Below are 23335 nucleotides of genomic sequence, written 5' to 3' on the forward strand. Positions count from 1 at the left end.
ATGCGTGCAATCACCATCGCAAAGCTGGCGCTACTCTGCGGACCGAGCTTGCTTGCGGCGACCGTCGCACAGGCACAGGAACCGCTCGCCGCCGAAACCGCGGCGGGCCAGAGCGCCGACCAGCCGGCACCGCCCGCAGACGCGAATGAGGCGATCGTCGTTACCGGCTCGCAGATTCAGGGTGCGAAGATCAACGACGTCCTGCCCGTCACGGTGCTCGACGAAACGGCGATCGAAAACACCGGGGCGTCGTCGGGCGACGAGCTGTTCCGGGCGATCCCGCAGGCCGGCACCGTCGCGTTCAACGAACAGAATTCGTCGACCGTCAACAATGTCCGCGGCGACGTCGGCTCGATCAACCTGCGCGACCTCGGCACCGGCAACACGCTGCTGCTGATCAACGGCCGCCGGATGACGCTTCACCCCGGTTTCCAGACCGAACTGCTCGTGCCCGTGGTGAGCTCCGACACCAACGAAATCGCGCCAGGCAGCGTCAAGCGGCTCGAAGTGCTGCGCGACGGCGCGTCGGCGATCTATGGCGCGGACGCGGTGGCGGGCGTGATCAACACCGTCCTCAAGGGCGACATGAAGGGCGGCTTCCTCGAAGGCGACTGGCGCGCCTCCGACGGCACCAGCCTCTACAGCTACCAGATTTCAGGCGGCTATGGTTTCGACTTCGGCGGCGGACGCGGCAACCTGACCGTCTATGGCGGCTATTTTTATGAAAACGGGCTATCGAATGCCGCGCGCGACTATGCCGCGGACGATAATCGCCTGCCGCTGGTCGAAGGCACCGATTTCGAAGGCGACGCGTCGTTCAACAATCGCAACACCTTCGGTCCGTTCGGGCAATTCGACATCCAGGGCTCGTCGCCGTCGAGCCGGACACCGATCGGCGACGATGATTTCTATCTCCAGCCGTCGAGCTTTCCCGGCTGCAAGCTGGACTTCGGAGACGGCCTCTGCGCCCGGAACGGCACGACGCCGACCACGGACGTCCGCTACAACACGATCTACGGTAACAGCCTGATCAGCCAGAAGCGTCGCTACAATGCGATGGCGCTGCTGAGTTACGAACTCAGCAACAATGTCGAGGCCTATTTCGAAGGCAGCTTCTACCGGTCGGAAAACAACCGTCAGCTCGACGCTTCGGCCATCCTGAGCGCGGTGCCGGTCGGCATTTCGAAAAATGCCTATTGGAACCCGTTCGGCCCGGTCGGCAGTCCCAACCGCCTGCCCGGCACCACCATCGCCGCGAGCGGTGTGGATGTCATCATGGAGCGCTATCGCTTCGTCGATGTCGGCAATCGCGACGTATCGGTCGACAAGAATGTCTATCGTCTCGTCGGCGGGCTGCGCGGCAATATCGGCGCGTGGGACTTCGATACCGGCTTCGTCTATTCCGAAGCGAAGCTCAACGATGTGACGCGCAACCGCGTGTCGCTCACGCTGATGCAGAACCAGATCAACCTGACGACGCCCGACGCCTATAATCCCTTCAACGGCGGCTGCGTCACCTCCGATCCCGGCATCGGCGACTGCACGCCCAACCCCGACTCGTCGATCGATCCCTTCCGTATCGACGTCTACCGCAAGGGCGGTACCAGCCTCGCGCTCGGCGATTTCAAGATCAGCCGCAACGATCTGCTGTCGCTGCCGGGCGGCGATCTGGGTATCGCCGCGGGCGTCGAATGGCGCCGCGAAACCTTTTATGACGACCGCGATCCACGGCTCGACGGGACGATCACCTTCACCGACAGCGTGACCGGCGAAGTCAATGGCAGCGACGTTGCGGGCACCAGCCCCTCGCCCGATACCAGCGGCTCGCGCGAAGTCTATTCGGCCTTCGCCGAACTGCTGGTGCCAGTCGTCAGCCCCGAAATGAATATCCCGCTGATCAACCGCTTCGATGTCCAGCTTGCCGGCCGCATCGAGCATTTCAAGGATATAGACGAAACCGCTGCGGTGCCGCGCATCGCCGCATCCTGGTCGGTCTTCCCCGGCGTGACCTTCCGCGGCGCCTGGTCGCGCGGTTTCCGCGCGCCCAATCTGGTGCAGGTCAATGACGCGGGAACGACGCGGTCGAACACGCGCGACGATTTCGTCCTGTGCCAGGCGCAGCTCGAGAAAGGGCTGATCTCCAGCCTCGGTTCCTGCACCGGCGCGGGCACCATCAGCTATCGTTCGGGAACCGAGAACCTTAAGCCCGAGGACAGCACCAGCATCAATCTGGGTATCGTGCTCGAACCGCGCTTCATCCCGGGGCTGACGCTGACCGCCGATTATTGGCGCGTCAAGCAGACCGGGCTGGTCGGTACGTTCGGCGATGACAATGCCATCGCGCTCGACCTGCTGCGCCGCCTGAACGGCAGCAGCAACCCCAACGTCATCCGCGCCGATCCGACCGCGGAGGATATTGCGCTGTTCACCGGCACCAGCCTCGCCCCCGCAGGCAAGATCACCCAGGTGCTCGACCCCTATCTCAACCTCGACAGCCGCGTCTCGAAGGGCTGGGACTTCGGCCTGTTCTACAAGGTCCCCGATTTCGGGATGGGCAAATTCCGCCTGAGCCTCAACGTCGCGCATCTGATGAGCTTCGTCCAGTCGGCGGGTCCCGACGGTCAGGAAATCATCGACGGCATCGCCTCGGGCGTCCTGCCGCTCGACGTTACTGTCGGCGGTCTGGGCGAACTGGTCGAGATCGAGGGTCGCCCGAAATGGCGCGCGACCGGCGCGATCAACTGGGGAAGCGGCCCGGTCGATATCGGCCTGTTCGGCCAATATACGGGCAAGGTATATGACACGAGCGTGATCCGCGACGTGCTGATCGATTCCGACGATCCGAATGCAAACTATTACCCGGTGCACGATCAGTTTACGCTGAACCTCTCGGTCGCCTACACGATAAAGAATGACACCCCGCTCGACGGCACCCGTTTGCGCTTCGCGATCAACAATCTGTTCAACGAAGATCCGCCGCTGGCTGACGAAGATTATGGCTTCTTCAGCAGCCTCTACACCGCGCGCGGCCGCGTCTTCCACGTCGAGTTGCGCAAGAAGTTCTAGCGCAATGCGGCTGTCCAGCGCCCTGGCGCAGCGCGTCGCGCTTGCGCTGGTCATCGGAGGGACGGGGGCGTGCAGCGGCACACCCCCGCTTCCGCCGTCCCTCGCCGCCGCGACGGTCGAGCGCGGTTCGGGATGCACGACGAGCACGGTGCGGATCGACTTCGATTTCGACGAAGCGCCCGCATCGCGCTGCGTCATCCGGGGCGAGCGGTCGTTCACGATATTGATCGGCCCCGAACATGCGCCGCCGATCAACCCGAGCCCCTGGTACGCCTTCCGCTACCGGGCGAGCGGGTCGGCGGACATTTCGGTCGAACTCGACTATCTTGGCGCGGCGCATCGCTATGCGCCCAAATTGGCCGTAGGCGGCACCGCCGCGCCCCTTTCCGCCAGCGTTGCGGCGGACGGGATGAGCGCCACGCTCTCGCTGCCCGCCGGCGAAGGGATCGTCAGTGGGCAGGAATTGTTCGGCAGCGACCGCTATGATGCGTTGCTCGACCGGCTTGCGGCGCTACCCGCAGCCGAGCGGCTGACACTTGGCGCGTCGCTCGACGGTCGGCTGCTATCGGCGGTCCACATCGGCGACACGAAGGCGCCGCGGCTCGTCGTCCTGATCGGACGCGCCCATCCGCCCGAAATTACCGGCGCGCTCGCGATGGATGCCTTTTTGCGCGCGCTCGCGGACGAGATCGCCGCGGGGCGCGTCGACACCGCAGCGACGCAATTCCTTATCCTGCCCTTGCTGAACCCCGACGGTGTCGCGCGGGGTCACTGGCGCGCGAACCGCGGCGGCGTCGACCTCAATCGCGACTGGGGCATCTTTTCGCAGCCCGAAACGCGCGCGGTCAAAACCTGGCTTGATCGCCTGCCCGCAGGCGTGCGCCCGGTCGCCATGGTCGATTTCCATTCGACGCAGCACAGCCTCTTCTATGTGCAGGGCGCCGACGAAACGACGCCCGCGGAGGAGGCGTTCCTTGCAGCATGGCTTGGCGGGAAGGAGAAGGCGCTGCCCGGCTATCCCTTCACGATCGAACGCCGCAACGCCAACCCCGGCTCGGGCACGTCGAAAAACTGGTTTCACGCGACCTATGGTATCCCCGCCTTTACCTATGAAGCCGGCGACGAGGCCGACCGCCCCGGAATCGATGCCGCCGGAGAGAAACTCGCACGCGCCTTTCTGAGCGCACTTCCGCTCCTCGCTCGATAATCTTCCGGCGCCGGACGCCGAAAGGCCGGTCCGCATCGGCGGACCGGCCTCGGCGACCGGGAACTGACGCTGGCGATCAGCCCTTGGTTGCGGCCTTCTTTTCGGCCTTCTTCATCTTTTGCGCGTGGTGCGTCGCCTTTTTCGCGGGCTTCGACGTCGCCGCCTTGGTCGGCGTCGCGTCAGCGGCGAAAGCCGAGCCGCTCACCATGGCGAGCGAAAGGACGGCGGCGGCAGCGAGTTTGCTATAGTTACGCATGAGACTTCCACTCCTTGACAGTTCAACCACCCGCAATCGGGGGCTGTCAGGGCGGCCGATCCGTTCCAGGGACGGGGGAAACGGTTCGGATCGGCCTTGCCCGACGACCGATCAATAGACCCGGGGCCCTGCCCGGCCGATGGCGGCGGGATTACAAGTTGGTCATCTGTCGGCGCGCTCAGGTCGCGGCGAGCGACCGCTTAGCGAGTAGCGCCCGCTGCGGGCTTGCAGGCACCCTTGTCAAAAATCGCCCTCCCGCCTATCGCTCGCGCGTGCCTCCCCGGCCCGCGACCAGCGCGCGCCGCCACCGAAGATTGCGTCCGCTGAACCCTGTTCCAGCCACTCCCTACGTCGAACAGCTCAGCATCGGGGCGGGGCGCCGGCTGTTCGCGATCGGCCTCGCTGTCCTGATTCCGGCGCTGCTGCTCCTGCTGCTTCTCACCACGGGCCTGGGATCGCTGCCCGACAAGCAGCAGGAACGGATCACCATGGTGAGCCTGGAAGCCGCCGAAGTCGCCGAGCAAGCACCCGAGTCCGCCAGCAAGGCGCGCGAACAGCAGAAGGAGGCGCCGACGCCGCCGGTGACGAGCCCCCCCGTTCCGGCGCCACCGCCCACCCCACTGCCGCCACAAGTCCCGCAGCCCGCGACGCCCCCGCAACCACCGGCGCCGCCAGCCACCCCGCCGACGAAACGCATCGGCGTACGCCTCAACAGCGGGCAGTCCTTTGGCCCGCCAGACAGCGGCGGGTCGGCGGCATCGCGCGACACGCCGCGCGTGGGGAGCGCTCCAAACGGCGAGCCGCTTTATGCGGCGGCATGGTATCGCGAGCCGAGCCGCGACGAACTGCGCGGCTATCTGTCCACCGCCAGTGGGCCGGGATGGGGGCTGATCGCCTGTCGCACCGCCCCCGAGTTTCGCGTCGAGGATTGCGTCGGGCTCGACGAATATCCGCAAGGATCGCAGATCAACCGCGCGGTGCTGGCGGCGGCGTGGCAATTCCGCGTGCGGCCGCCGCGGGTCGGCGGGCGCTCGATGGTCGGGGCCTGGGTCCGGATCAGGATCGATTACGGAATCGAACGACCCTAGGGTCTGGCCCCATAAATCAGGCGAGCGGTTCGCCCGAAATGGTGATGCGGTGCATCAGGCGGCGATGGCCGTGATAATCATTCATCGCATAATGCCAGGTCGACCGGTTGTCCCAGATTGCCAGCGATCCGGGCGCCCATTGGACGCGGCAATGAAACTGCTCCTGCATCGCGACCTGATAGAGATAGGTGAGCAGCGGCACGCTCTCCTCGCGCGTCCAGCCGTCGAAATGCAGCGTGAAGGCCGGATTTACGTACAGGATCTCGCGCCCGCTTTGCGGGTGCCGGATCACCACCGCATGCACCGCGCGCGTTCGTTCCTCATGCCCCTTCAGGTCGACACCCTGATCGGTCTTCGAATAGAGGCCATCGGCGCTGTAGATATGATCGGCCGAGTGGACGGCGCGAAGCGTCCGCAACATGTCCTTCAGGCCCGGTGACAACGAATCGAAAGCCGCGCCCATCCCCGCGAACAATGTATCGCCGCCGCTGGGCGGAGTTTCGCGGGCGAGCAGGATGGAGCCCATTGCGGGGATCTGGTCATAGCTGTGATCGGTGTGCCACCCGCCGCCGATATTGGTCTGCTGGCTCTCCGACTTGCGGACCTCCGCAATTTCCGGGTGCCCGCCATTTGCAGGGAAATATTTGTTGATGTCGATCTCGCCCCAGCGGCGGGCGAAAGCGATATGCTGTTCGGGGGTGAGCGTCTGATCGCGCACGAAGAGGACGCCGTGCTCGGCGACGGCCTGCCGCAGAAGCCCGATATCCTGCTCGTCGAGATGGTTCAAATCGATCCCGGTCGCTTCGACACCGACGTGCGGCGACAGGGGGTGCATCTGTATCGACGTCATGGAACTCTCCCGCATTATCCCGGCGACGATAGCGCAAACGCTGGCATTCAAATGCCACCTTCGTTACAATTCTTCATGACGATCGGCGATCAGCTCCGGCAATGCAGATGGTTTTGCCGCTGCGATCCTGCGGTGCAGCAGGCGATCGCCGCCGATGGCCGGCTGGCAACGCTCGCGCGCGGGCAATGGGTCTATGGCGAGGGGGAAATGGCGACCGGCATCGTCATCGTGCTCGACGGGATGCTGCGCCTCGAAGCCGCGGCGGGGGAAAAGATCGTGCTGGTCGGCATCGCCCGCGCCGGCGACGCCTTCGGTCAGTCGCGCCAGATAGGCGGCGGTCCGCGTATCGTGACCGCGATCGCCAGCCGGCCGAGCCGCGTCCTGACGATCAGCGACACGATGCTCGACCGGATCGGGCATCGCCTCCCCGCGCTCTGGAAGGCGACGAGCGAACTGGTGTACGGGCAACTCGACGCCAGCGTGCACGGGCTGGCGCAGATGCTGTCGCTGAGGCCCCGCGGACGCATCGCCGCGCGGCTCCTGACCTTCGCGCGTGACGCCGAGGTACCGCTCAGCCAATCGGATCTGGCCGAACTCTGCGGCCTGTCGCGCAAGGTCGTGAGCGCTCATCTTGCCGCGCTTGAGCAAGCGGGCGCGATCCGGCGCGGCTATCGCACCATCCGCCTGCGCGACATGGCTCAGTTAAGCCGTCTGGTCGGTGCTTAGCAGACCCGAATCCCAAAAAAGAAGGGCGCGCCCGAAGACGCGCCCGAGGCGGAGCGGCCGTGCCGGATCAGAACCGCTTGGTGACGTTGAATCCGATGATCCGGGGGTCGAGCGTGAAGATATTCGCGCTCAGCCCGGTGTCGTCGCTGTTGGTAAAGGTGTTTGTGATCGGCGTGTCGTTGAACAGATTCTTGACATAGAGTTGCACTGCGAACTGCGATTTCGGTCGCTCGATCGTGATCGCCAAATTGGCGTTGTCCCAGGCGCGAAGCCGATCATATTCGGTGTTGTATATGCGCGCATAGCTTTTCGCCTGGCGATAATAGTCGCCGCGCAGCGTGACATTCCATTCGCCGGCAAAGACCGTGTATTGCGCGCCGATATTGAAGGTATAGCGCGGTGAATTGGGAAGTTCTTTTCCGCTGAGGTCCGCATAAAAGCCGCGCCCGCCATTCGGCGCGTCGATCAGCGGGTCATAGGTAAAGCCAAGGAACTGGTCCCAGCGCAAATTTGTCTCGACATTCGGGTTGAAGCTGCCGTAGCGCGCCGACCCCGCACAAAGCGCCGAGAGCATGAAGTCCCCGAGCCCGCCCGGCCCCGCAAAGAAGGATGAGAGGATCGCCTCGACCTTGTCCTTGGGCGCGATGCAGTTCGACGGCACACCGAGCTGTGGACGCACGACGACCCAGTCGGGATTGCCCTGCGTTCGGTTCATCACATCGATCGACTGCTCCCCCTTGCCGATCCGTGTGCGCAGATAGCCGAAGTTGGAATCGACACGGAAGTTGCGCGAAGGCTGCCACGCCGCTTCAAGCTCGAGTCCCCAGGTCGTCGCGTCGAAATTTTCGTTGAGCGAGATGCGATCGACGATCTGAGAGACCTGATAGTCCTTGTATAGATTGAGGAATGCGGTCGCGTTGAGCATGACCTTGCCGCCGGCGAGACTGTTCTTCATCCCGATCTCGAACGCATTGACATATTCGGGCTCGAAGGTTTCGGCGAGCGGCTGGTACTGGATTACCTTCGGATCGATGTCGACGCGTGGCGGATTGGAGCCCCCACCCTTGTAACCAAGCGAATAGGACGCATAGACCAGCGTGTCGTCGGTGAACGACGTCTGCGGCGACCAATCGACGACAAGACGACCGGTGAAGGCATTCCATTCCTGGTTGATCGGCGGAAGGGCCGGATAGCCGCGACTTACGCGGCCGCCGCTCGAGGGGCCGCTTTCGGTTCCGAATTTGAACCCACCGAGCAAAAGCTGGCTCGGAATCGGGGTCGAACGCTTGCGGTCGTTGGTATAGCGCGCGCCGGCAGTGATCTTCACATCATCGGCGATCTGCCAATAGGTTTCTCCGAACAGCGCCCATGAGCGCGTCTGCACGACATTCTTGCTGCGGAAATAATTATGGCCCTCGCCGTTGATCTGGTCGATCGGATTGGGATCGACATAGACGCATTCGCGAAATTCGTTGCCTGCATCGCAATTGCGGGTGCCCGTCCCGATCTCGCCGGGCGCATCCTCGCGATTGTAGAAATATTCGGCGAGCAGGCTGAACAGGTTGCTGAACACATAATAGTCGTCCTGCGATTTGAAGTTCAGCGCATTCGCTCCCACGCTAAAGTTGAAGGGGCCGCTGAAATCGGACTGAAGCCGGAGTTCCTGCGTCCACTGACTGTTCCGCGACTGGCTGACGTCGACGGCGAGCATCCGGTCGGATGGACCAAGCTGCGGATCGGTGTAGACGCCGCCGGGCGTCGGCCCCGGTATGTTGTTCGGTCTGCCGAGCACGTCGACGAGCCGCGGGTCCAGTGAATCAGCGAAGACCGGAGCAGAGACGAAGCGGTTGTAATCCTGCGACGAATAATAGCGATCGCGCGCATAGGCGGTTTGCGACACCAGCTTGAGATCGCCGAGACCGGCCTCCAGATTGAGCTGGAAGACGTCGTTTTTGGCGCGAAATACAGGATCGTAGCTTGTCGAAATTTCGCGCAGATTGCGCGATTGATTGATCCCTGCGTAGGGATCGGACAAATTGTTGACGATCGGCACCGGCGCCAGGCCCAAGACGGGATCGGGCAGCAGCCCGACGTCGATCAATCCCGCTGTGTAATAAAAGGCAAAGCTGGTCGCGTTCGGTGCGCCAAAGGCAGCCTCGCTGTAGAGCGATCCCGGAAGGCACCCCTGGCTCAGCTTGCCGCGAAGATGATCGGGAACCGGGGTATCGCCGACCATTTCGGGGCCGGGATCGCGGGTGCAAAGCTGCTTGCCAGTCCGCGATCGCCGATCCTTCTCCTGGAAATGCTGCCAGACGAAATTCGCCTTCAGGTTATCGCTCGGCTCCCACTGCGCCGACAGGCGCGTCGACCACAGATCGCGGTCGTTGACGTGACGATTGGTAAAGCTGTTGTAGTCGAAGCCTTCGCGCTTCGTCATGGCCGCGGCGCCGCGGATCGCGAACCGGTCGCCCAGCGGGATGTTCAGCATCCCGTTGAGGCGCATCGTCCCAAAGCTGCCCACCTCGGCCTTCGCCAGACCCTCGAAGCTGTATTTCGGCATTGCGGTGATAATATTGACGACGCCTCCCGTTGCGTTGCGGCCATAGAGGGTACCCTGTGGGCCGCGCAGCACCTCGACGCGTTCAAGGTCGAAAAACTCCTGTTCGAACAATCGATTGCGGATCAGCGGCGTATTGTTGAAGCTTACCGCGACGGCCGGGTCGCTCGACGCGGATATCGCTTTGGTCCCGATCCCGCGGATCGTGAAATCATAGCCCGAAAAATTGCTCTTCGAAAAATTGACGTTGGGCACCGCGCGAACGAGTTCGGCCCCTCCTTCGACCTTCTTGTCGTCGAGTGCCCGCGGCGTGAAGGCACTGATCGCAATCGGAACGTCGATGATCTTTTCCGCACGCTTCTGGGCGGTGACGATGATTTCATTGTCGCCGTCGGTCACCGCCGCGGCGGTCGGGGTCTCGTTTCCCACAGGCTGCACGACGAAAATATTGCCCTCACGGCGATAGCCCAGCCCGGTTCCGCGGAGCAGCACGCGCAACGCGGTTTCGGGATCGGACCGGTCGCTATATCCGCCGCTGCGCTTGCCGTTGACGATCATAGCGTCGGCCATGATTGTCATGCCGCTCTGTAACCCGAAATCCCGCAGCGCGCGGCCCAGCGGCTGGGCGGGAATCTTGTAGCTGGTCGCTTTGTCCTGTCCCTCGCGCGCCTGCGCCGTGCCGACCGATAGCGCGAGGCACCCGATGGCGACCCCGCTCAGAAAAATCTTGCGCAACCCACATGCCCGAAATTGCATGCTTCCTCTCCCTAGCCCATGTTCCGCGGGTCTTCCCGCTAGATGCGACGGAGTTCCCTCCCGTCATATGCTAGACGCCCATCCCCTTGTTTCGGGGGGATGAGTGCGTGATAATTTTCAACGATGTTAATGTTAACAACGCACCAACGCATGATAAAATTGTACAATTATGGTTATTTGCTCCCCCCTCTCTTCGCGCGCGGGCGTCTATCTTAACGAGCCTTGCTCCGGTTTGCCGGGTGAGGAGGAAAAATGGATTGGACCGATAGCTCAATGACGGCGATGAAGGCGATCAACGCGCAATGCCTTTGCGGGCGCCCCTGCCGAGCGGGCACGGTCTGACATGGGCGTGCCGCGCCCTGACCAGGACCTGGAGGCGTGGATGCACGCCTATGGTCCGGGATTGCGGCGCTATTTCCGGCGGCGGGTCAACGACGGGGACGTAGATGACCTGGTGCAGGACGTATTTCTGCGCCTGCAGGCGGCTCAGTTCGGAACGCCAGTGGAAAATGTCGAAGGCTATCTGTTCGCGACCGCGCGGAATGTGCTGATCAGCCGCTACCGCAAACAGGCGCGCAGCAGCGCGGTCCTCCAGGCGGCATGGGCGGACGGCGTCGAAGAGGCCGACCAGCTTTCGCCCGAACGCATTGCGATCGGCCAGGAGGAATATCGCCGCGTGGTGGCGGCGATCGTCAATTTGCCTCCACGGGCGCGACAGGCGTTCGAATTGCACCGGTTCGAACATCTGACCTATCAGGCGATTGCGCAGCGCATGGGGATCACCAAGGATTCGGTGAAGGAATTGATGCACCGCGCGCTGGTCAGGATTGCCGAAGAAATGGAGGCCGAACTGTGAGCGCCACCGACCATGGCAATCGCGCGGCCGCGCGTTCGGAAGCCGCGCATTGGCTGAACCTGCATCTTGCCGGCGACATGACGGTCGACGACGAACGCCGCTTTCACGAATGGCTCGATCATTCCGACTTGCATCGCGACGTCTATCGCCGGGTCGAACGGGCGTGGGCGCTTGCGGGCGCCGCTGCCGACGATCCCGCGTTCGCAGCGTCGCGCGCGGAGCCGGACATCGACGACAGACCGTCTTCACGCCCTATGGGCTGGTGGATGGCGATCGCGGCGTCGATCTTGCTTATGGTCGCCGCAGCTTTTTTGGCGCCGCCGCTGATGCGCGGCGAACCGGCGCAGCTTGCTCAGACATTCCGTACAGAAACCGGACAGCGCAGCACCGTCACCCTACCCGACGGGACGGTGGTAACGCTCGATTCCGAAACCGACATGCGGTTTCAGGAGCGCGGTGGCCGGCGCTTGGTCGAACTGATCGGCGGCCGGGCCTTTTTCCGGGTCGCGCACGACAAATCGCGTCCCTTCATCGTTCATGCGAACGGCAAGAGCGTTCGCGCCGTCGGCACAGCCTTCGAAGTCAGCCTCGATGGCGGCAATGTCGTCGTGGTTCTGGCCGAGGGTAAGGTGCGCGTCGAGGAGAGCGCCTCAGGGACCGGTGATGGCGCCGATATGGTCCCCGGTCGCAAGCTGACGATCGGGACCGATCGCAATTGGACCCTGCGGCGTGTCGATGTCAGCAAGGAAACGAGCTGGACCGAAGGTCGCCTCGTCTTCATGCAGGACCCGCTGGTCGAGGCGGTTGACCAGATGAACCGCTATTCAATCCGCAAGCTGACGTTCGCAAACGGCGTGGTGCCCGATCGCCGCATTGTCGGCGTGTTCGAGGCGGGCGACGTCGACGGGTTCGTCAAGGCCATGGAACTCAACGGCATTGCGCATCGCGTGTCGACATCCGACGAAAGCATCCTGCTCGCGGCTGGCCCCTGACCCCAAGATACTGACCCTAGTCCTCGGCCAGCCCCAGAAAGCCGGGAGACAGGAACAGCGGCAGAAAGCGGGTGACGAGATCGCGCATCGCATCATCCTTCTGGCCCAGCATATCGCGTAGATAGGGGCCGATCACCGCATCGCCGAACGCGCTGACAGCTACCATCAGCACTGCGGCGCGGACGCGCTCGCGCGCGGCGGCATCCTTCGACTGACCGACGATCGCGGTGACGAGCGCACCGACCGCTTCGCGGATCGGCTCGAGGCGGCCAACATCGCCCGACAGAACGATCCACGCCGCGAGCGGCCCGGCGCCGCCCTTGTCAAAGGCATCGAAAACATGATCGGTAATCGTGCGCGGCGCCGCATCGTCGGTTTCCAGCAGGTCGACGACATTATCCAGCGCGCCCGTCAGATCCTGGATCATCGATCCCATCAGCGCCGATTGCAGACCCGCCGCTGAACCGAAATGATGCAGCACATTGGCGTGCGACATGCCGATTGCTTCGCCGACGTTGGCAAGCGTCACGGCACCCGGACCGCCGTCGAGCAGCAGACGACGCGCCGCGGCCAGCCCTTCTTCGCGCACCTCCGCGCCCGATCGCTTGCGGCGTTTCGGGGCGGGCCGCGCCATCTTGTACATTCGCGCCATCGCTCTTTCCTCCACCTGCGGTCCACATGGCCTTAGACCAATGTACGCAAGCGAAACAGCCTTCCGATCGGCTTCCGAAAAAGCCGTTCTGAAACAGGATAGTAGCATCTCTTGCGAATGGCGAATATTTGCATTATAAACATTGATGTTAATGTTGATGATTCGCAGGAGCTGTTCATGACCCTCGATACGCCCACGCCTCCTGATCTCAGGATCGAGAAGCGCGACATGAAGTTCGGCCGCGAGCAGGCCCCGCCGCGCTGGTGGCACAGCGGCGACCCCGGTCGCACCGCCTTTTTCAACGCGCTGTCGTCCACCTTCCCTGTCGGCGAGAAATTCTTCATGACATCGGTCCGGCAGTATCGCGAAGGCACGCCGCAGCCGCTGCGCGGCCAGATCGACGATTTCATCTATCAGGAATCGATGCATTCGCGCGAACATGTCGTCTTCAATCGCCAGGCCGAAGATGTCGGTTACGACATCGCCCCACTCGAAGAACGCGCGCGCCGGACGATCGCATGGGCGAAACAGCGCCCGCCGCTCCAGCAATTGGCGGCAACCTGCGCACTCGAACATTTTACCGCGACGCTGGCGCATGACGCGCTCGCGAATCCCGGGCATCTGGGCGGCGCGAGCGAGGAAGCGCGGCGTTTGTGGCGGTGGCACGCGATCGAGGAAATCGAGCATAAGGCGGTCGCCTACGACACCTATCTTCATGCAACGCGTGACATGATGCCGCTGCGGCGCTGGTTGAAGCGCTGCGCCGTCATGGGCGTTACGACTTTGCGCTTTCACTATGTGATTTTCCGCAATACCGCAGATCTGTTGCGGCAGGACGGGCGCAACGACTGGACGACGTGGCGGCACTTGCTCGCCTATCTCTATGGAAGGCACGGCCTGATGCGGCATCTGCTCAAAGGTGTGGTCGGCTATATGCGGCCGGGCTTTCATCCCTGGCAGCACGACGACCGCCCCCTCCTGGCCGAAGCGCTCGCTTTGCTGAACGCGCCCGCGAGCCGGGAGCAGGCGGCATGAGCCGCCGCGCGATTGCGATGGGCCTCGCTGCCGCCGCCGCTCTTGCCCCCGCAAGCGCCATGGCTGCCGATCCCGTTGGGCTGTGGGCGACGGGCAGCGAAGGCGGACGGGTCGAAATCTATCGCTGCGGCGCGGCGCTATGCGGCAAGGTGGTCGATGCAAAGCGGCTGCGCGCCAATCCCGATCTGCGCGACGTGCGGAACGGCGATCCCAAGCTGCGCCAGCGTCGGTTGATGGGGCTGGTCGTGCTCCAGAATTTCAAGGGCGGCCCGTCCCAGTGGAAGGGCGGCCCCGTGTACGACCCCGAAACCGGCGACGGAGCGTCGCGCGGCGAACTGCGACTGCTCGGCAACGGCAAGCTGGAAGTGAAGGGCTGCCTCGCCTTTTTCTGTCGAACCAAGACGTGGACGCGGCTTAACTAGCGCGGCTGCGCATTACTATCGGCTCCGGACGCTCATTCGATCTCGAACGTCAGATTGTGGATGCCGATTTCGCCGTCGCAATGGTTGCAGGCAACGATCATCCGAAGGTCGTGGCCGCATGGCTTGTGCGTCAGGATCAGCGGCGGGCCGCGTTCGTCGGAAAACCAGCGGTCGCCCCACTGGAGCAGCGCCAGCAATACGGGATAAAGGTCGCGGCCCTTTTCGGTCAGCCGATATTCGACGCGGTCGGCGTGCGCCGAATAGGGAATGGTGCGCAATATGCCCTGCCGGATCAGCCGTTCGAGGCGGCCGGTCAGGATATTGGTCGCCATCAACGTGTCGCGCTGAATGTCATCGAAGCGGTTGATGCGCGTGAACATCGCGCGCACCACAAGCGTCGCCCATCGATCGCCGAACAATTCGATCATCGTGTCGACCAGCGGGCGCCCGCCCGGGCGGCGCGCCGTCACCGCGCCGTTGAAGCGCCGGCGTTCATAGTGCGGAACGACCTGGGCCAGCCCCGGCCCTTCGCGCCAGTCGACGTCGCGCGGGTCGATTTCCTTCCGGCAATGGGCGCATATCGGCGTCGGCTCGGTTTCCGCGCCGCACGCGCTGTGCCGCAGACGAACGCGAAAGTCGCGGCTTGCGGCTTCCCAGCGATGCTGCCAGCGCAGCATCATCAAGGCGTTGGGAAACTGGTCGCGCCCCTTCTCGGTCAGCGCATAATAGGAACCGCGCCCTTCCTTCTTCGGCCGTTTGGCAAGGCAGTCCTCGTCGACCAGCTTGCGCAGCCGTCCGCTGACGACCGATCGCGCGAGCCCGGTCCGCGCCACGAATTCGTCGAAGCCATGGGTGCCGAGAAAGGCCTGCTCCATGATGAGCAGCACCGGAACGTCGCCGACGACATCGAGCGCGCGCCAGATCGAACAGGCGCGGATGGTGCGATCTTCTTTCACGGCTGATGCGTCCATTGCTGGGCCCGCCCTACTCCGCGGAACAGCACGCGACAAGGCCGGTCCGACGGAAGATGGGCGGTGCCCGCGCCCATGCTTCCGTCGGGGGAGAGCTGGTTCAAAAGCGCCCCGTAACCTGCACCGCAATCGTTCGCGGCCGATCGACGATCCCGTTATAGGCATTGCCCGCCCCGCCCGTAATCGTCGTCGCAAGCGGCATCGCGCTGCCGGTCTGAAGGATCCGCTGGTCGGTCAGATTGCGGCCGATCAGCGCCACTTCCCAGCGATTGTCGATCTGTCCCAAGCCGATGCGGGCGCCAAGCTTCGCATAGCTGCCCTGATAGGTCCGCGGGTCGAGGTTCGCCGCCGCGATATAGGAGGAGGAAAAGTCGGCGTTGACGTTGAATGACAGCTTGAGGTCGCTGCCGACCGGCGTCCAGTAATCGACATTGAGATTACCCGACCATTTCGGACTCAGCGCGTTACGCTTGCCGCTATAGTCGCAGAAGCCACCCGGTCCCGGCGTCTGCAGATAATAGCATTGGCCGTCGGTGAAGTTGGTGAATTTGAAATCGAGATAGGCGATCGCGCCGCTGATGGTCAGGCCTTCGGCGAGCGCCGCGCGAAAATCCGCTTCGATCCCCTGCGTCCGCGCCGCCGCCGCATTGCGGACGTTGAAGTTGAGCGTCCCGTCGAAGATGTTGACCTGCAGATCCTTGTATTTGGTGCGATAGAAGGACAGGTTGAAGGCGACGTCGCGGCCCTTGTATTTCAGCCCCGCTTCGAAATTGTCGGCGCTTTCGTCCTGGAATTCGAACGCGCCGGGCTTGGCGACCGTGGTCGACGTCGGCAGCGAGTTCGACCGGATGTCGAAGCCGCCAGCCTTGGTTCCGCGCGCGTAGGACGCGTAGAGCATCAGGTCGTCGGTCGCGTCGAACTGGACGTTGACCATCGGATTGAAGCTGTCCTCGCTCAGCTTGCCGGCGATGCTGTGCGCCTCGATGTTGAGCGCGCGGAACACCGCAGCGACGACGGCAGCGGGCGCGGTGCTGAGCGGGCCTTGCACGATGGCGAGCGATCGGCGGCCGCTCTTCTTCTCATGGTTGAAGCGCGCGCCGGCGGTAACGCGAAGCTGGTCGGTCAGCGACAATTCGCCTTGCGCAAAGGCCGATATCAAGTCCGACGTCTGGCTGTAGTCGCGGTCGTTGCGCGTGTCACCGAGCGCGTTGAACGGTGCGCCCAGCCCCAGGAAGGTCGGATTGAAGAGGGTGAAATCCTGAACGTCCAGCTTGGCGTGCTGATAATAGACCCCGCCGATATAGTTGAACGCCTCGCCGCCGGGCGAGGTCAGGCGGAGCTCTTGCGAAAACTGCCGATAATCCTCGCGCAAATTCGTACCGTCGAGAAAGCTGATCCCCGAAAAGTCGACATCGACGATCTCGCGCGTCTTATAGTCGAGCAGCGACGTGACCGAGGTCAGCGTGTGCTCGCCGATTTCCAGATCGGCGTTCAGCGTCGCCCCGAACACCTTGTTGCGGCTTTCATAGCCATTATCCTCGCGCACATAGTCGGGAACGGTGCTGACGAAGAAGGGGCCCTGGAAGACCGCATTGTAATTCCCGACCGCGCCGAACACGTCGCGTGGCTGGCCCTTCATCGCGAAGTCTGCATATTCGAGCTTCAGTTCGGCCGCGAGCGGCCCGCCCTTGTCGAACTCCACCTTGCCGCGGACATAATATTCATCGACGTTGGGCTCGTTGCGCTTCAATTTCTGGTTGTAGAAATATCCGTCCATCGAGCGATGATAGCCAACCACGCGCGCTTCGATGCCGTCGCTCAGCGGCCCCGACAGAACGCCGGTCAGCTGCAGTTCCTTGTGATTGAATTCATAGAGGCCGCTCACCGTCCCCTCGAATTCGTCGGTCGGGCTGCGTGTCGTGATATTGACCGCCCCTGCGATTGCATTCTTGCCGAACAGCGTCGGTTGGGGGCCTCGCAAAACCTCGACCCGCTCCATATCGACGAGCGGCAGGCGCGAAAGCTGGTCGCGTCCATAATAGACGCCATCGACGAACATCGCGACCGACTGTTCGAACCCCTTGTTGTCGCCCGAGGCGATGCCGCGGATCGCGATGCGATTGGCGATCGCGGTCTGGGTGATCTTAAGATTCGGCACCGACGAACTGATCTGCTCAAGGTTGGTCTGCCCATAGCTTTCGACCTGCTTGCCGCTGACCGCGGAAATCGAGATCGGCACATCGGACAAGCCCTCGGCGCGCTTCTGGGCAGTAACGATGATGTCGTCGAGGCCGCCCTGGCTTTCGGCGGGGGCCTCCTGCGCGAACGCAGCCGCGGGACCGGCAAGCGCCGACGCAGCCAACAGCATGGCAAGTGAATGCTTCATGATTCTCCCTCTCCCCACTGCCGGCGACGGGCCGGCATGTTTTGCTTGCAAATGCCTCTTGAACGGGCATAAGTTCTGTTACGCAAGTTAGTATCACTATGCAAGTAAGTTTTGGGAGACAGGAATGAAGCCGAAGCACGGCCTTCCCGCAGCTTTGACGCGCAATTTGCGCCTGCCCGCAATCGCGGCGCCGATGTTCCTCGTCTCGGGCCCTGATATGGTCATCGCCGCCTCGCGCGCCGGAATGATCGGCAGCTTTCCCGCTCCCAACGCGCGGACGACCGCCGATCTGGAAGCCTGGGTGAGCCGCATCGATGCGGCACTCTCGAACGATCCCGACGCCGCCGCCTGGGCGGTCAATCTGGTGGTGCATCCGTCGAACAGCCGGCTTGCCGACGACCTCGCCTGCGTCGTGCGGCACAAGGTTCCGCTCGTCATCACTGCGCTCGGCAGTCCCGCCCGCGTCGTCGAGCAAATCCACGCCTATGGCGGCATCGTTTTCGCCGACGTCAATTCGGTGGGCTTCGCCCGCAAGGCCGTGGCTGCGGGCGCCGATGGACTGGTGCTCGTCGCGGCGGGAGCCGGCGGCCATACCGGCGCCACCGCCGGTTTCGCCTTTGTCGAGGAAGTGCGACAGTTCTGGGACGGGCCCTTGGTGCTGGGCGGCGCAATCTCGACCGGCCACGCGATACGGGCCGCCGAAATATTGGGAGCCGACTTCGCCTATCTTGGCACGTCGCTGATCGCCTGCACCGAGAGCATGGCGGCGCAGCCTTACAAGGACATGGTGGTCGCGGCAGGCGCCGAGGACATCGTGCCGTCGAACGGCATCACCGGCGTGACCGCCAACTGGCTGAAATCGAGCCTGATCGCTGCGGGCTACGACCCAGCGAACATGCCCGAGGACAAGCGCCCCAATTTCTCCGATGCGCAGGACGACGCCAAGGCATGGAAGAATGTCTGGTCTGCGGGTCAGGGCGTCGGCGCGGTGCGCGCGACCGAACCCGTCGCGGACATCGTCGACCGTCTCTTGAAAGAATATGATGCGGCCGCCGCCAGGCCGCGCTTTGCAGCCGCCGAAGGAGTCATCGCATGACCGCTCAGCTTGTCGACACGATCCGGACCACCGTTCAACCGAACGACCATCCCTATATGAAGGGCGCGTGGCGGCCGACCTACAATGAGTGGAATGCGGTCTTCGCCAATGGCGATGTCGAGGTGATCGGCACGATCCCGACCGACATCGACGGCGTTTACGTCCGCACTGGCGAGAACCAGATTCACGAACCGATCGGCCGCTATCATCCCTTTGACGGTGACGGCTTCATCCATGCGATCTCGTTCAAGGACGGCCGCGCGAGCTATCGCAGCCGCTTCGTGCGCACCAAGGGGTTCGAGGCCGAGAAGGAAGCCGGCCGCTCGCTCTGGGCCGGGCTGATGGAACCGCCGCACAAATCGACCCGCCACGGCTGGGGTGCGCAGGAATGGCTCAAGGATTCATCGTCGACCGACGTCGCGATCCACGCGGGCAAGATCATCTCGACCTTCTACCAGTGCGGCGAGGCCTATCGGCTCGACCCGTTCACGCTCGAACAGTTCGGCACCGAAAGCTGGGTGCCGCTCGACGGCATTTCGGCGCATTGCAAGGTCGATCTCGCGACCGGCGAACTGATGTTCTTCAACTATTCGAAGCACGCGCCCTATATGCATTATGGCGTCGTCGGCGCGGACAATAAGCTGAAACATTATATTCCCGTCCCGCTCGCCGGACCGCGGTTGCCGCACGACATGGCATTCACCGAAAATTACACCATCCTCAACGACATGCCGCTCTACTGGAACGCGGAACTGCTCGAAAAGAACCTGCACGTCGTCCAGTTTCACCCCGACGAAAAGACGCGCTTCGCGATCATCCCGCGGCACGGAACCCCTGAGGATATCCGCTGGTTCGAGGCCGAACCGACCTACACGCTCCACTGGCTCAACGCGTGGGAGGAAGGCGACGAGATCATCCTCGACGGCTATTATCAGGAAGAGCCGATGCCCAAATCCTATCCCGATGCTCCCGAGGGGCTGGAGCGGATGATGGCCTATCTTGACCAGGGCTTGCTCAAGCCGCGCCTTCATCGCTGGCGCTTCAATCTCAAGACCGGAAAGACGACCGAACAAAGGCTCGACGAGCGCGACCTCGAATTCGGCATGTTCAACCAGCGCTATGCGGGCAAACCCTATCGCTATGCCTATAGCGCCATCCCCGAGCCGGGCTGGTTCCTCTTCCGCGGCCTCGTCAAGCATGACCTCGATGCCGGCACGAGCGAGGAGTATCTTTTCGGCCCCGGCCGCTTCGGCAGCGAAGCGCCGTTCGCGCCGCGCATCGATGCCAAGGACGAGGACGACGGCTATCTCGTGTCCTTCATCGCCGACCTTGAAACCGACACGTCCGAATGCGTGCTGGTCGACGCGAAGAATATCGCGGCGGGGCCGGTGTGCCGGATCATCCTGCCAGAGCGCATCTGTTCGGGCACACACACCGTCTGGGCGAGCGGCGATGACATAGGCATGGGTCCGAACAGCGTGCTGGCCGGCTGACGATGATCGTCGCGGGAGAGGATAAAAGGCGGCGCTACCGCGAAAGTGGCTGGTGGGGCGATCGCACCTTCGACGATCTGTTCGCAGCCAATGCGGCCGCCCATCCGGACCGGCTCGCACTGGTCGATGCCCCCAATCGCGGCGGCTTCGCTTTCGGCGATCCGCAGCGGTTGACCTATGCCGAGCTGACGGCGGAGATCGATCGGCTCGCGGGCGCGCTCGTCGCGGCGGGGATCGGCAAGGATGATGTACTGCTCGTCCAGCTTCCGAACATCAGCGAGTTCGTCGCGCTCTATTTTGCGGCGGCGAAGATCGGCGCGATCGTCAGCCCGGCGGCGGTGCAATATCGCAGCCATGAGCTGAAAGGCATGATCGGCGTGGTCGAACCCAAAGCCTTCGTCTGCGCGACGCAAATGAAGGGTTGCGATCATGTCGGCGTAGCAGCGCCGCTGCTGGATGGTATCCGGCTGATGACCTTCGGCCCCAAGGCGCCCGTCGGCGCGATCGACCTGTCGACCGCCAGCGGCGACGCCGAGGCTCTTGCAGCCCATGTCGCCGCCAACCCGGTCGATGCCGACGACATCTTCACCATCTGCTGGACCTCGGGAACCACCGGCGTGCCCAAGGGCGTCCCGCGCAGCCATAACCACTGGATCGCGGTCGCAGGGGCAGGATACGAGGCGATGAAGGTCGGGCCGGGCGATGTCCTGCTCAACCCCTTCCCGCTCATCAATATGGCGAGCATCGGCGGCATCACCATGTGCTGGCTGACCAGCGCGGGCACGATGGTGCTGCATCATCCCTTCGATCCCGGCGTCTATTTGCAGCAGATCGCGACCGAACGGCCGAGCCTGACGATCGCCCCGCCCGCCGTGCTCAATATGCTGCTGCAGAATGAGGCTTTGCTGGCGAGCGTCGATCTCTCCAGCCTGCGCGTCATCGCCTCGGGTTCGGCACCGCTAGCGCCCGCGATGGTGCGCGGCTTTCAGGAAAAGCTCGGCATCGTCATCGTCAACGTCTTCGGGTCGAACGAGGGGATGAGCTTCATCACCGGCGAGGGCGACATGCCCGATCCCGACAAGCGCGCGAGCCTGTTCCCGCGCCGCGGCACTTATCGGCGCCCCTATGGCGAGGGCCGCGCGCCCAATATCGAAAGCCGCCTCGTCCCGCCCGGCGGCGGCGATCCGATCGAGGCGGACGGCATCTCGGGCGAACTTCAAATCCGCGGACCGACCTTGTTCGAAGGCTACCACAACGTGCCCGAGCGCACCGCCGAAGCCTTCACAGCCGACGGCTGGTTCCGCACCGGCGACCTGTTCGAAATTGCCGAAGGCGGCGATTTCTACCGCTTCGTCGGGCGCTGCAAGGATCTGATCATCCGCGGCGGCGTGAACATCTCGCCCGAGGAGATCGACCAACTCTTGGGCGGCCATCCCTTGCTGGCCGAGGCCTGCTCCTTCTCGCTGCCTTGCGCGAAGATGGGCGAGCGGATCGGGCTCGCCTATGTCCCGCGCGGCGGCGTGGATGTGGGGCTGTCCCACGTAACCGACTATCTCCGCGAAAAGGATCTCGCGGTGTTCAAACTGCCCGAACGGCTGTTCCGCTTCGACGCCTTGCCGCGCAACGTCACGAACAAGGTGATGCGTAGCGAAGTGCGCGAAATGGCGCTCGCCACTCTCGAAAAGGAAGCCTGACATGGCGAAAGATGTCTTCATCCTCGGCGGCGCGCAAACCGACTTTGCACGCAATTTCGAACGCGAAGGCGGCGGGTTGTTCGAGCTGTTCCGCGACGTTGCAGAGGCCGCATTCGCCGCGACCGGTATCGAACCCCGCGAGGTCGAAACCGCGCACGTCGGCAATTTCGTCGGCGAACTGTTCGCGGGCCAAGGCCAGCTCGGCGGCTTCTTCGGCCATGTCCACCCCGACCTTGCGGGCATCCCCGCCTCGCGCCACGAGGCCGCCTGCGCCTCGGGCAGCATTGCGATCCTCGCCGCAGCGGCCGAGATCGAGGCCGAGCGCTATGGCCTCGCGCTCGTGCTCGGCATCGAACTGATGCGCAATGTGCCCGGCCAGCGCGCCGCCGAATATCTCGGCGTCGCCGCCTGGGCCGGGCGCGAGGCGCAGGAGGCGCGTTACCTGTGGCCGTACATGTTCGCGCGCGTCGCCGAGGAATATGACGAGCGTTTCGGGCTCGATCGCGCGCATCTGCGCGCCATTTCGGCGAATAACTTCGCCAATGCCAAGAAGAACCCCAACTCGCAGACGCGCGGCTGGGCGGTGACCGACGATCATCTCGGCGAGAATGACGAGGTCAATCCGCTGATCGAAGGAAGCCTGCGCAAATCCGACTGCGGACAGGTGACCGACGGCGCTGCCGCCATCTTCCTCGCCTCGCGCGAGGTTGCCGAGGCTTATGCGAAGCGCCGCGGCATCCCGCTCGAAAGCATCCCGCGCATCAAGGGCTGGGGCCACGCCACCGCCCCCCTGCTCTATTCGACCAAGGTCGCCGACAGTCGCGGCGGCGACTATGTCTTCCCCAGCGTGCGCAAGGCGATGATGGACGCGCTGCGCCGCGCCGAGATGCCCGATATCTATGCCTGCGACGGGGTCGAGGTGCATGATTGCTTCTCGATAACCGAATATATGGCGATCGATCATTTCGGCATCACCAAGCCAGGCGAAAGCTGGCGCGCGGTCGAGGACGGGACGATTGCGCTCGGCGGCAAGCTGCCGGTCAATCCGTCGGGCGGGCTGATCGGGCTCGGCCATCCGGTCGGCGCGACGGGCGTGCGGATGCTGCTCGACGGCTGGCGGCAGGTAACGGGCAATGCCGGCGACTATCAGGTCGAAGGCGCGCGCAATTTCGCGACCTTCAACGTCGGCGGCAGTGCCACGACCGCAGTCAGCTTCGTCGTCGGCACCTGAT

At 63.6% G+C, this 23335-nt stretch carries 18 protein-coding genes; 12 read left to right on the plus strand and 6 right to left on the minus strand.

Annotated elements, in window-relative coordinates; translation table 11 throughout:
• Both MU856_RS11260 and MU856_RS11265 read left to right on the plus strand, forming a co-directional pair.
• Complete coding sequence (locus MU856_RS11260) at positions 1 to 3066, plus strand: TonB-dependent receptor domain-containing protein (protein WP_263587618.1); 3066 nt, start codon at positions 1 to 3, stop codon at positions 3064 to 3066.
• 4 nt (positions 3067 to 3070) lie between these two features.
• Positions 3071 to 4273 carry a M14 family metallopeptidase gene (locus tag MU856_RS11265; RefSeq protein WP_263587619.1) on the plus strand — a complete coding sequence of 401 codons (1203 nt, stop codon included), beginning with the start codon at positions 3071 to 3073 and terminating at the stop codon, positions 4271 to 4273.
• A gap of 76 nt (positions 4274 to 4349) precedes the next feature.
• Here the strand turns inward: MU856_RS11265 and MU856_RS11270 are convergent, their stop codons facing one another.
• Positions 4350 to 4529 (minus strand): hypothetical protein, encoded by a 180-nt coding sequence (locus MU856_RS11270; protein ID WP_062900524.1) that lies wholly within the window; start codon positions 4527 to 4529, stop codon positions 4350 to 4352.
• A 272-nt stretch (positions 4530 to 4801) separates the two neighbouring features.
• Here MU856_RS11270 and MU856_RS11275 point away from each other — a divergent pair, with 272 nt between their 5' ends.
• The gene (locus MU856_RS11275; protein ID WP_234178577.1) at positions 4802 to 5617 is read left to right on the plus strand and encodes a hypothetical protein; all 816 of its coding nucleotides are present in this window, start codon (positions 4802 to 4804) and stop codon (positions 5615 to 5617) included.
• A 16-nt stretch (positions 5618 to 5633) separates the two neighbouring features.
• Here the strand turns inward: MU856_RS11275 and MU856_RS11280 are convergent, their stop codons facing one another.
• Entirely contained in the window at positions 5634 to 6467 is an 834-nt protein-coding gene (locus tag MU856_RS11280; RefSeq protein ID WP_062900526.1) for a TauD/TfdA dioxygenase family protein, read from the minus strand.
• Between the two features lie 75 nt (positions 6468 to 6542).
• Here MU856_RS11280 and MU856_RS11285 point away from each other — a divergent pair, with 75 nt between their 5' ends.
• Entirely contained in the window at positions 6543 to 7193 is a 651-nt protein-coding gene (locus MU856_RS11285) for a Crp/Fnr family transcriptional regulator (RefSeq protein WP_263587620.1), read from the plus strand.
• 67 nt (positions 7194 to 7260) lie between these two features.
• Here MU856_RS11285 and MU856_RS11290 read toward each other — a convergent pair whose 3' ends face one another.
• Entirely contained in the window at positions 7261 to 10506 is a 3246-nt protein-coding gene (locus MU856_RS11290) for a TonB-dependent receptor domain-containing protein (RefSeq protein WP_263587621.1), read from the minus strand.
• 349 nt (positions 10507 to 10855) lie between these two features.
• Here MU856_RS11290 and MU856_RS11295 point away from each other — a divergent pair, with 349 nt between their 5' ends.
• The gene (locus MU856_RS11295; RefSeq protein ID WP_263587622.1) at positions 10856 to 11362 is read left to right on the plus strand and encodes an RNA polymerase sigma factor; all 507 of its coding nucleotides are present in this window, start codon (positions 10856 to 10858) and stop codon (positions 11360 to 11362) included.
• Entirely contained in the window at positions 11359 to 12354 is a 996-nt protein-coding gene (locus tag MU856_RS11300) for a FecR family protein (RefSeq protein ID WP_263587623.1), read from the plus strand. The genes MU856_RS11295 and MU856_RS11300 overlap by 4 nt, the downstream gene beginning before the upstream one ends.
• 16 nt (positions 12355 to 12370) lie before the next feature.
• On the opposite strand, the gene MU856_RS11305 is transcribed toward MU856_RS11300, so the two are convergent.
• Positions 12371 to 13006, minus strand: a complete 636-nt coding sequence (locus MU856_RS11305) for a TetR/AcrR family transcriptional regulator (RefSeq protein WP_234178575.1) — start codon at positions 13004 to 13006, stop codon at positions 12371 to 12373.
• Between the two features lie 177 nt (positions 13007 to 13183).
• On the opposite strand from MU856_RS11305, the gene MU856_RS11310 reads away from it, so the two are divergent.
• Positions 13184 to 14041 (plus strand): metal-dependent hydrolase, encoded by an 858-nt coding sequence (locus MU856_RS11310; RefSeq protein ID WP_062902957.1) that lies wholly within the window; start codon positions 13184 to 13186, stop codon positions 14039 to 14041.
• A complete protein-coding gene (locus MU856_RS11315) occupies positions 14038 to 14463 on the plus strand; it encodes a DUF2147 domain-containing protein (RefSeq protein WP_062900531.1) in 426 nt (141 codons plus the stop codon). Before MU856_RS11310 ends, MU856_RS11315 begins: the two co-directional genes overlap by 4 nt.
• A 32-nt stretch (positions 14464 to 14495) precedes the next feature.
• Here the strand turns inward: MU856_RS11315 and MU856_RS11320 are convergent, their stop codons facing one another.
• The gene (locus MU856_RS11320) at positions 14496 to 15434 is read right to left on the minus strand and encodes a winged helix-turn-helix transcriptional regulator (RefSeq protein WP_062900532.1); all 939 of its coding nucleotides are present in this window, start codon (positions 15432 to 15434) and stop codon (positions 14496 to 14498) included.
• Between the two features lie 100 nt (positions 15435 to 15534).
• Positions 15535 to 17820 carry a TonB-dependent receptor gene (locus MU856_RS11325; protein WP_238929711.1) on the minus strand — a complete coding sequence of 762 codons (2286 nt, stop codon included), beginning with the start codon at positions 17818 to 17820 and terminating at the stop codon, positions 15535 to 15537.
• Between the two features lie 124 nt (positions 17821 to 17944).
• Here MU856_RS11325 and MU856_RS11330 point away from each other — a divergent pair, with 124 nt between their 5' ends.
• The 4 genes from MU856_RS11330 to MU856_RS11345 are packed head-to-tail and all read left to right on the plus strand — an operon-like array spanning position 17945 to position 23334.
• Complete coding sequence (locus MU856_RS11330; protein ID WP_263587624.1) at positions 17945 to 18916, plus strand: NAD(P)H-dependent flavin oxidoreductase; 972 nt, start codon at positions 17945 to 17947, stop codon at positions 18914 to 18916.
• Positions 18913 to 20409, plus strand: coding sequence for a carotenoid oxygenase family protein (locus MU856_RS11335; RefSeq protein WP_062900535.1), 1497 nt, complete (start codon positions 18913 to 18915; stop codon positions 20407 to 20409). Before MU856_RS11330 ends, MU856_RS11335 begins: the two co-directional genes overlap by 4 nt.
• 2 nt (positions 20410 to 20411) lie before the next feature.
• Positions 20412 to 22103: a class I adenylate-forming enzyme family protein gene (locus MU856_RS11340; RefSeq protein WP_186402688.1), complete on the plus strand. Its 1692-nt coding sequence runs from the start codon at positions 20412 to 20414 to the stop codon at positions 22101 to 22103.
• Position 22104: 1 nt separating this feature from the next.
• Entirely contained in the window at positions 22105 to 23334 is a 1230-nt protein-coding gene (locus MU856_RS11345; protein ID WP_186402687.1) for an acetyl-CoA acetyltransferase, read from the plus strand.
• Position 23335: the final 1 nt, after the last annotated feature.

This window comes from Sphingopyxis sp. GC21 (assembly GCF_025727575.1).
GTDB lineage: Bacteria > Pseudomonadota > Alphaproteobacteria > Sphingomonadales > Sphingomonadaceae > Sphingopyxis > Sphingopyxis terrae_A.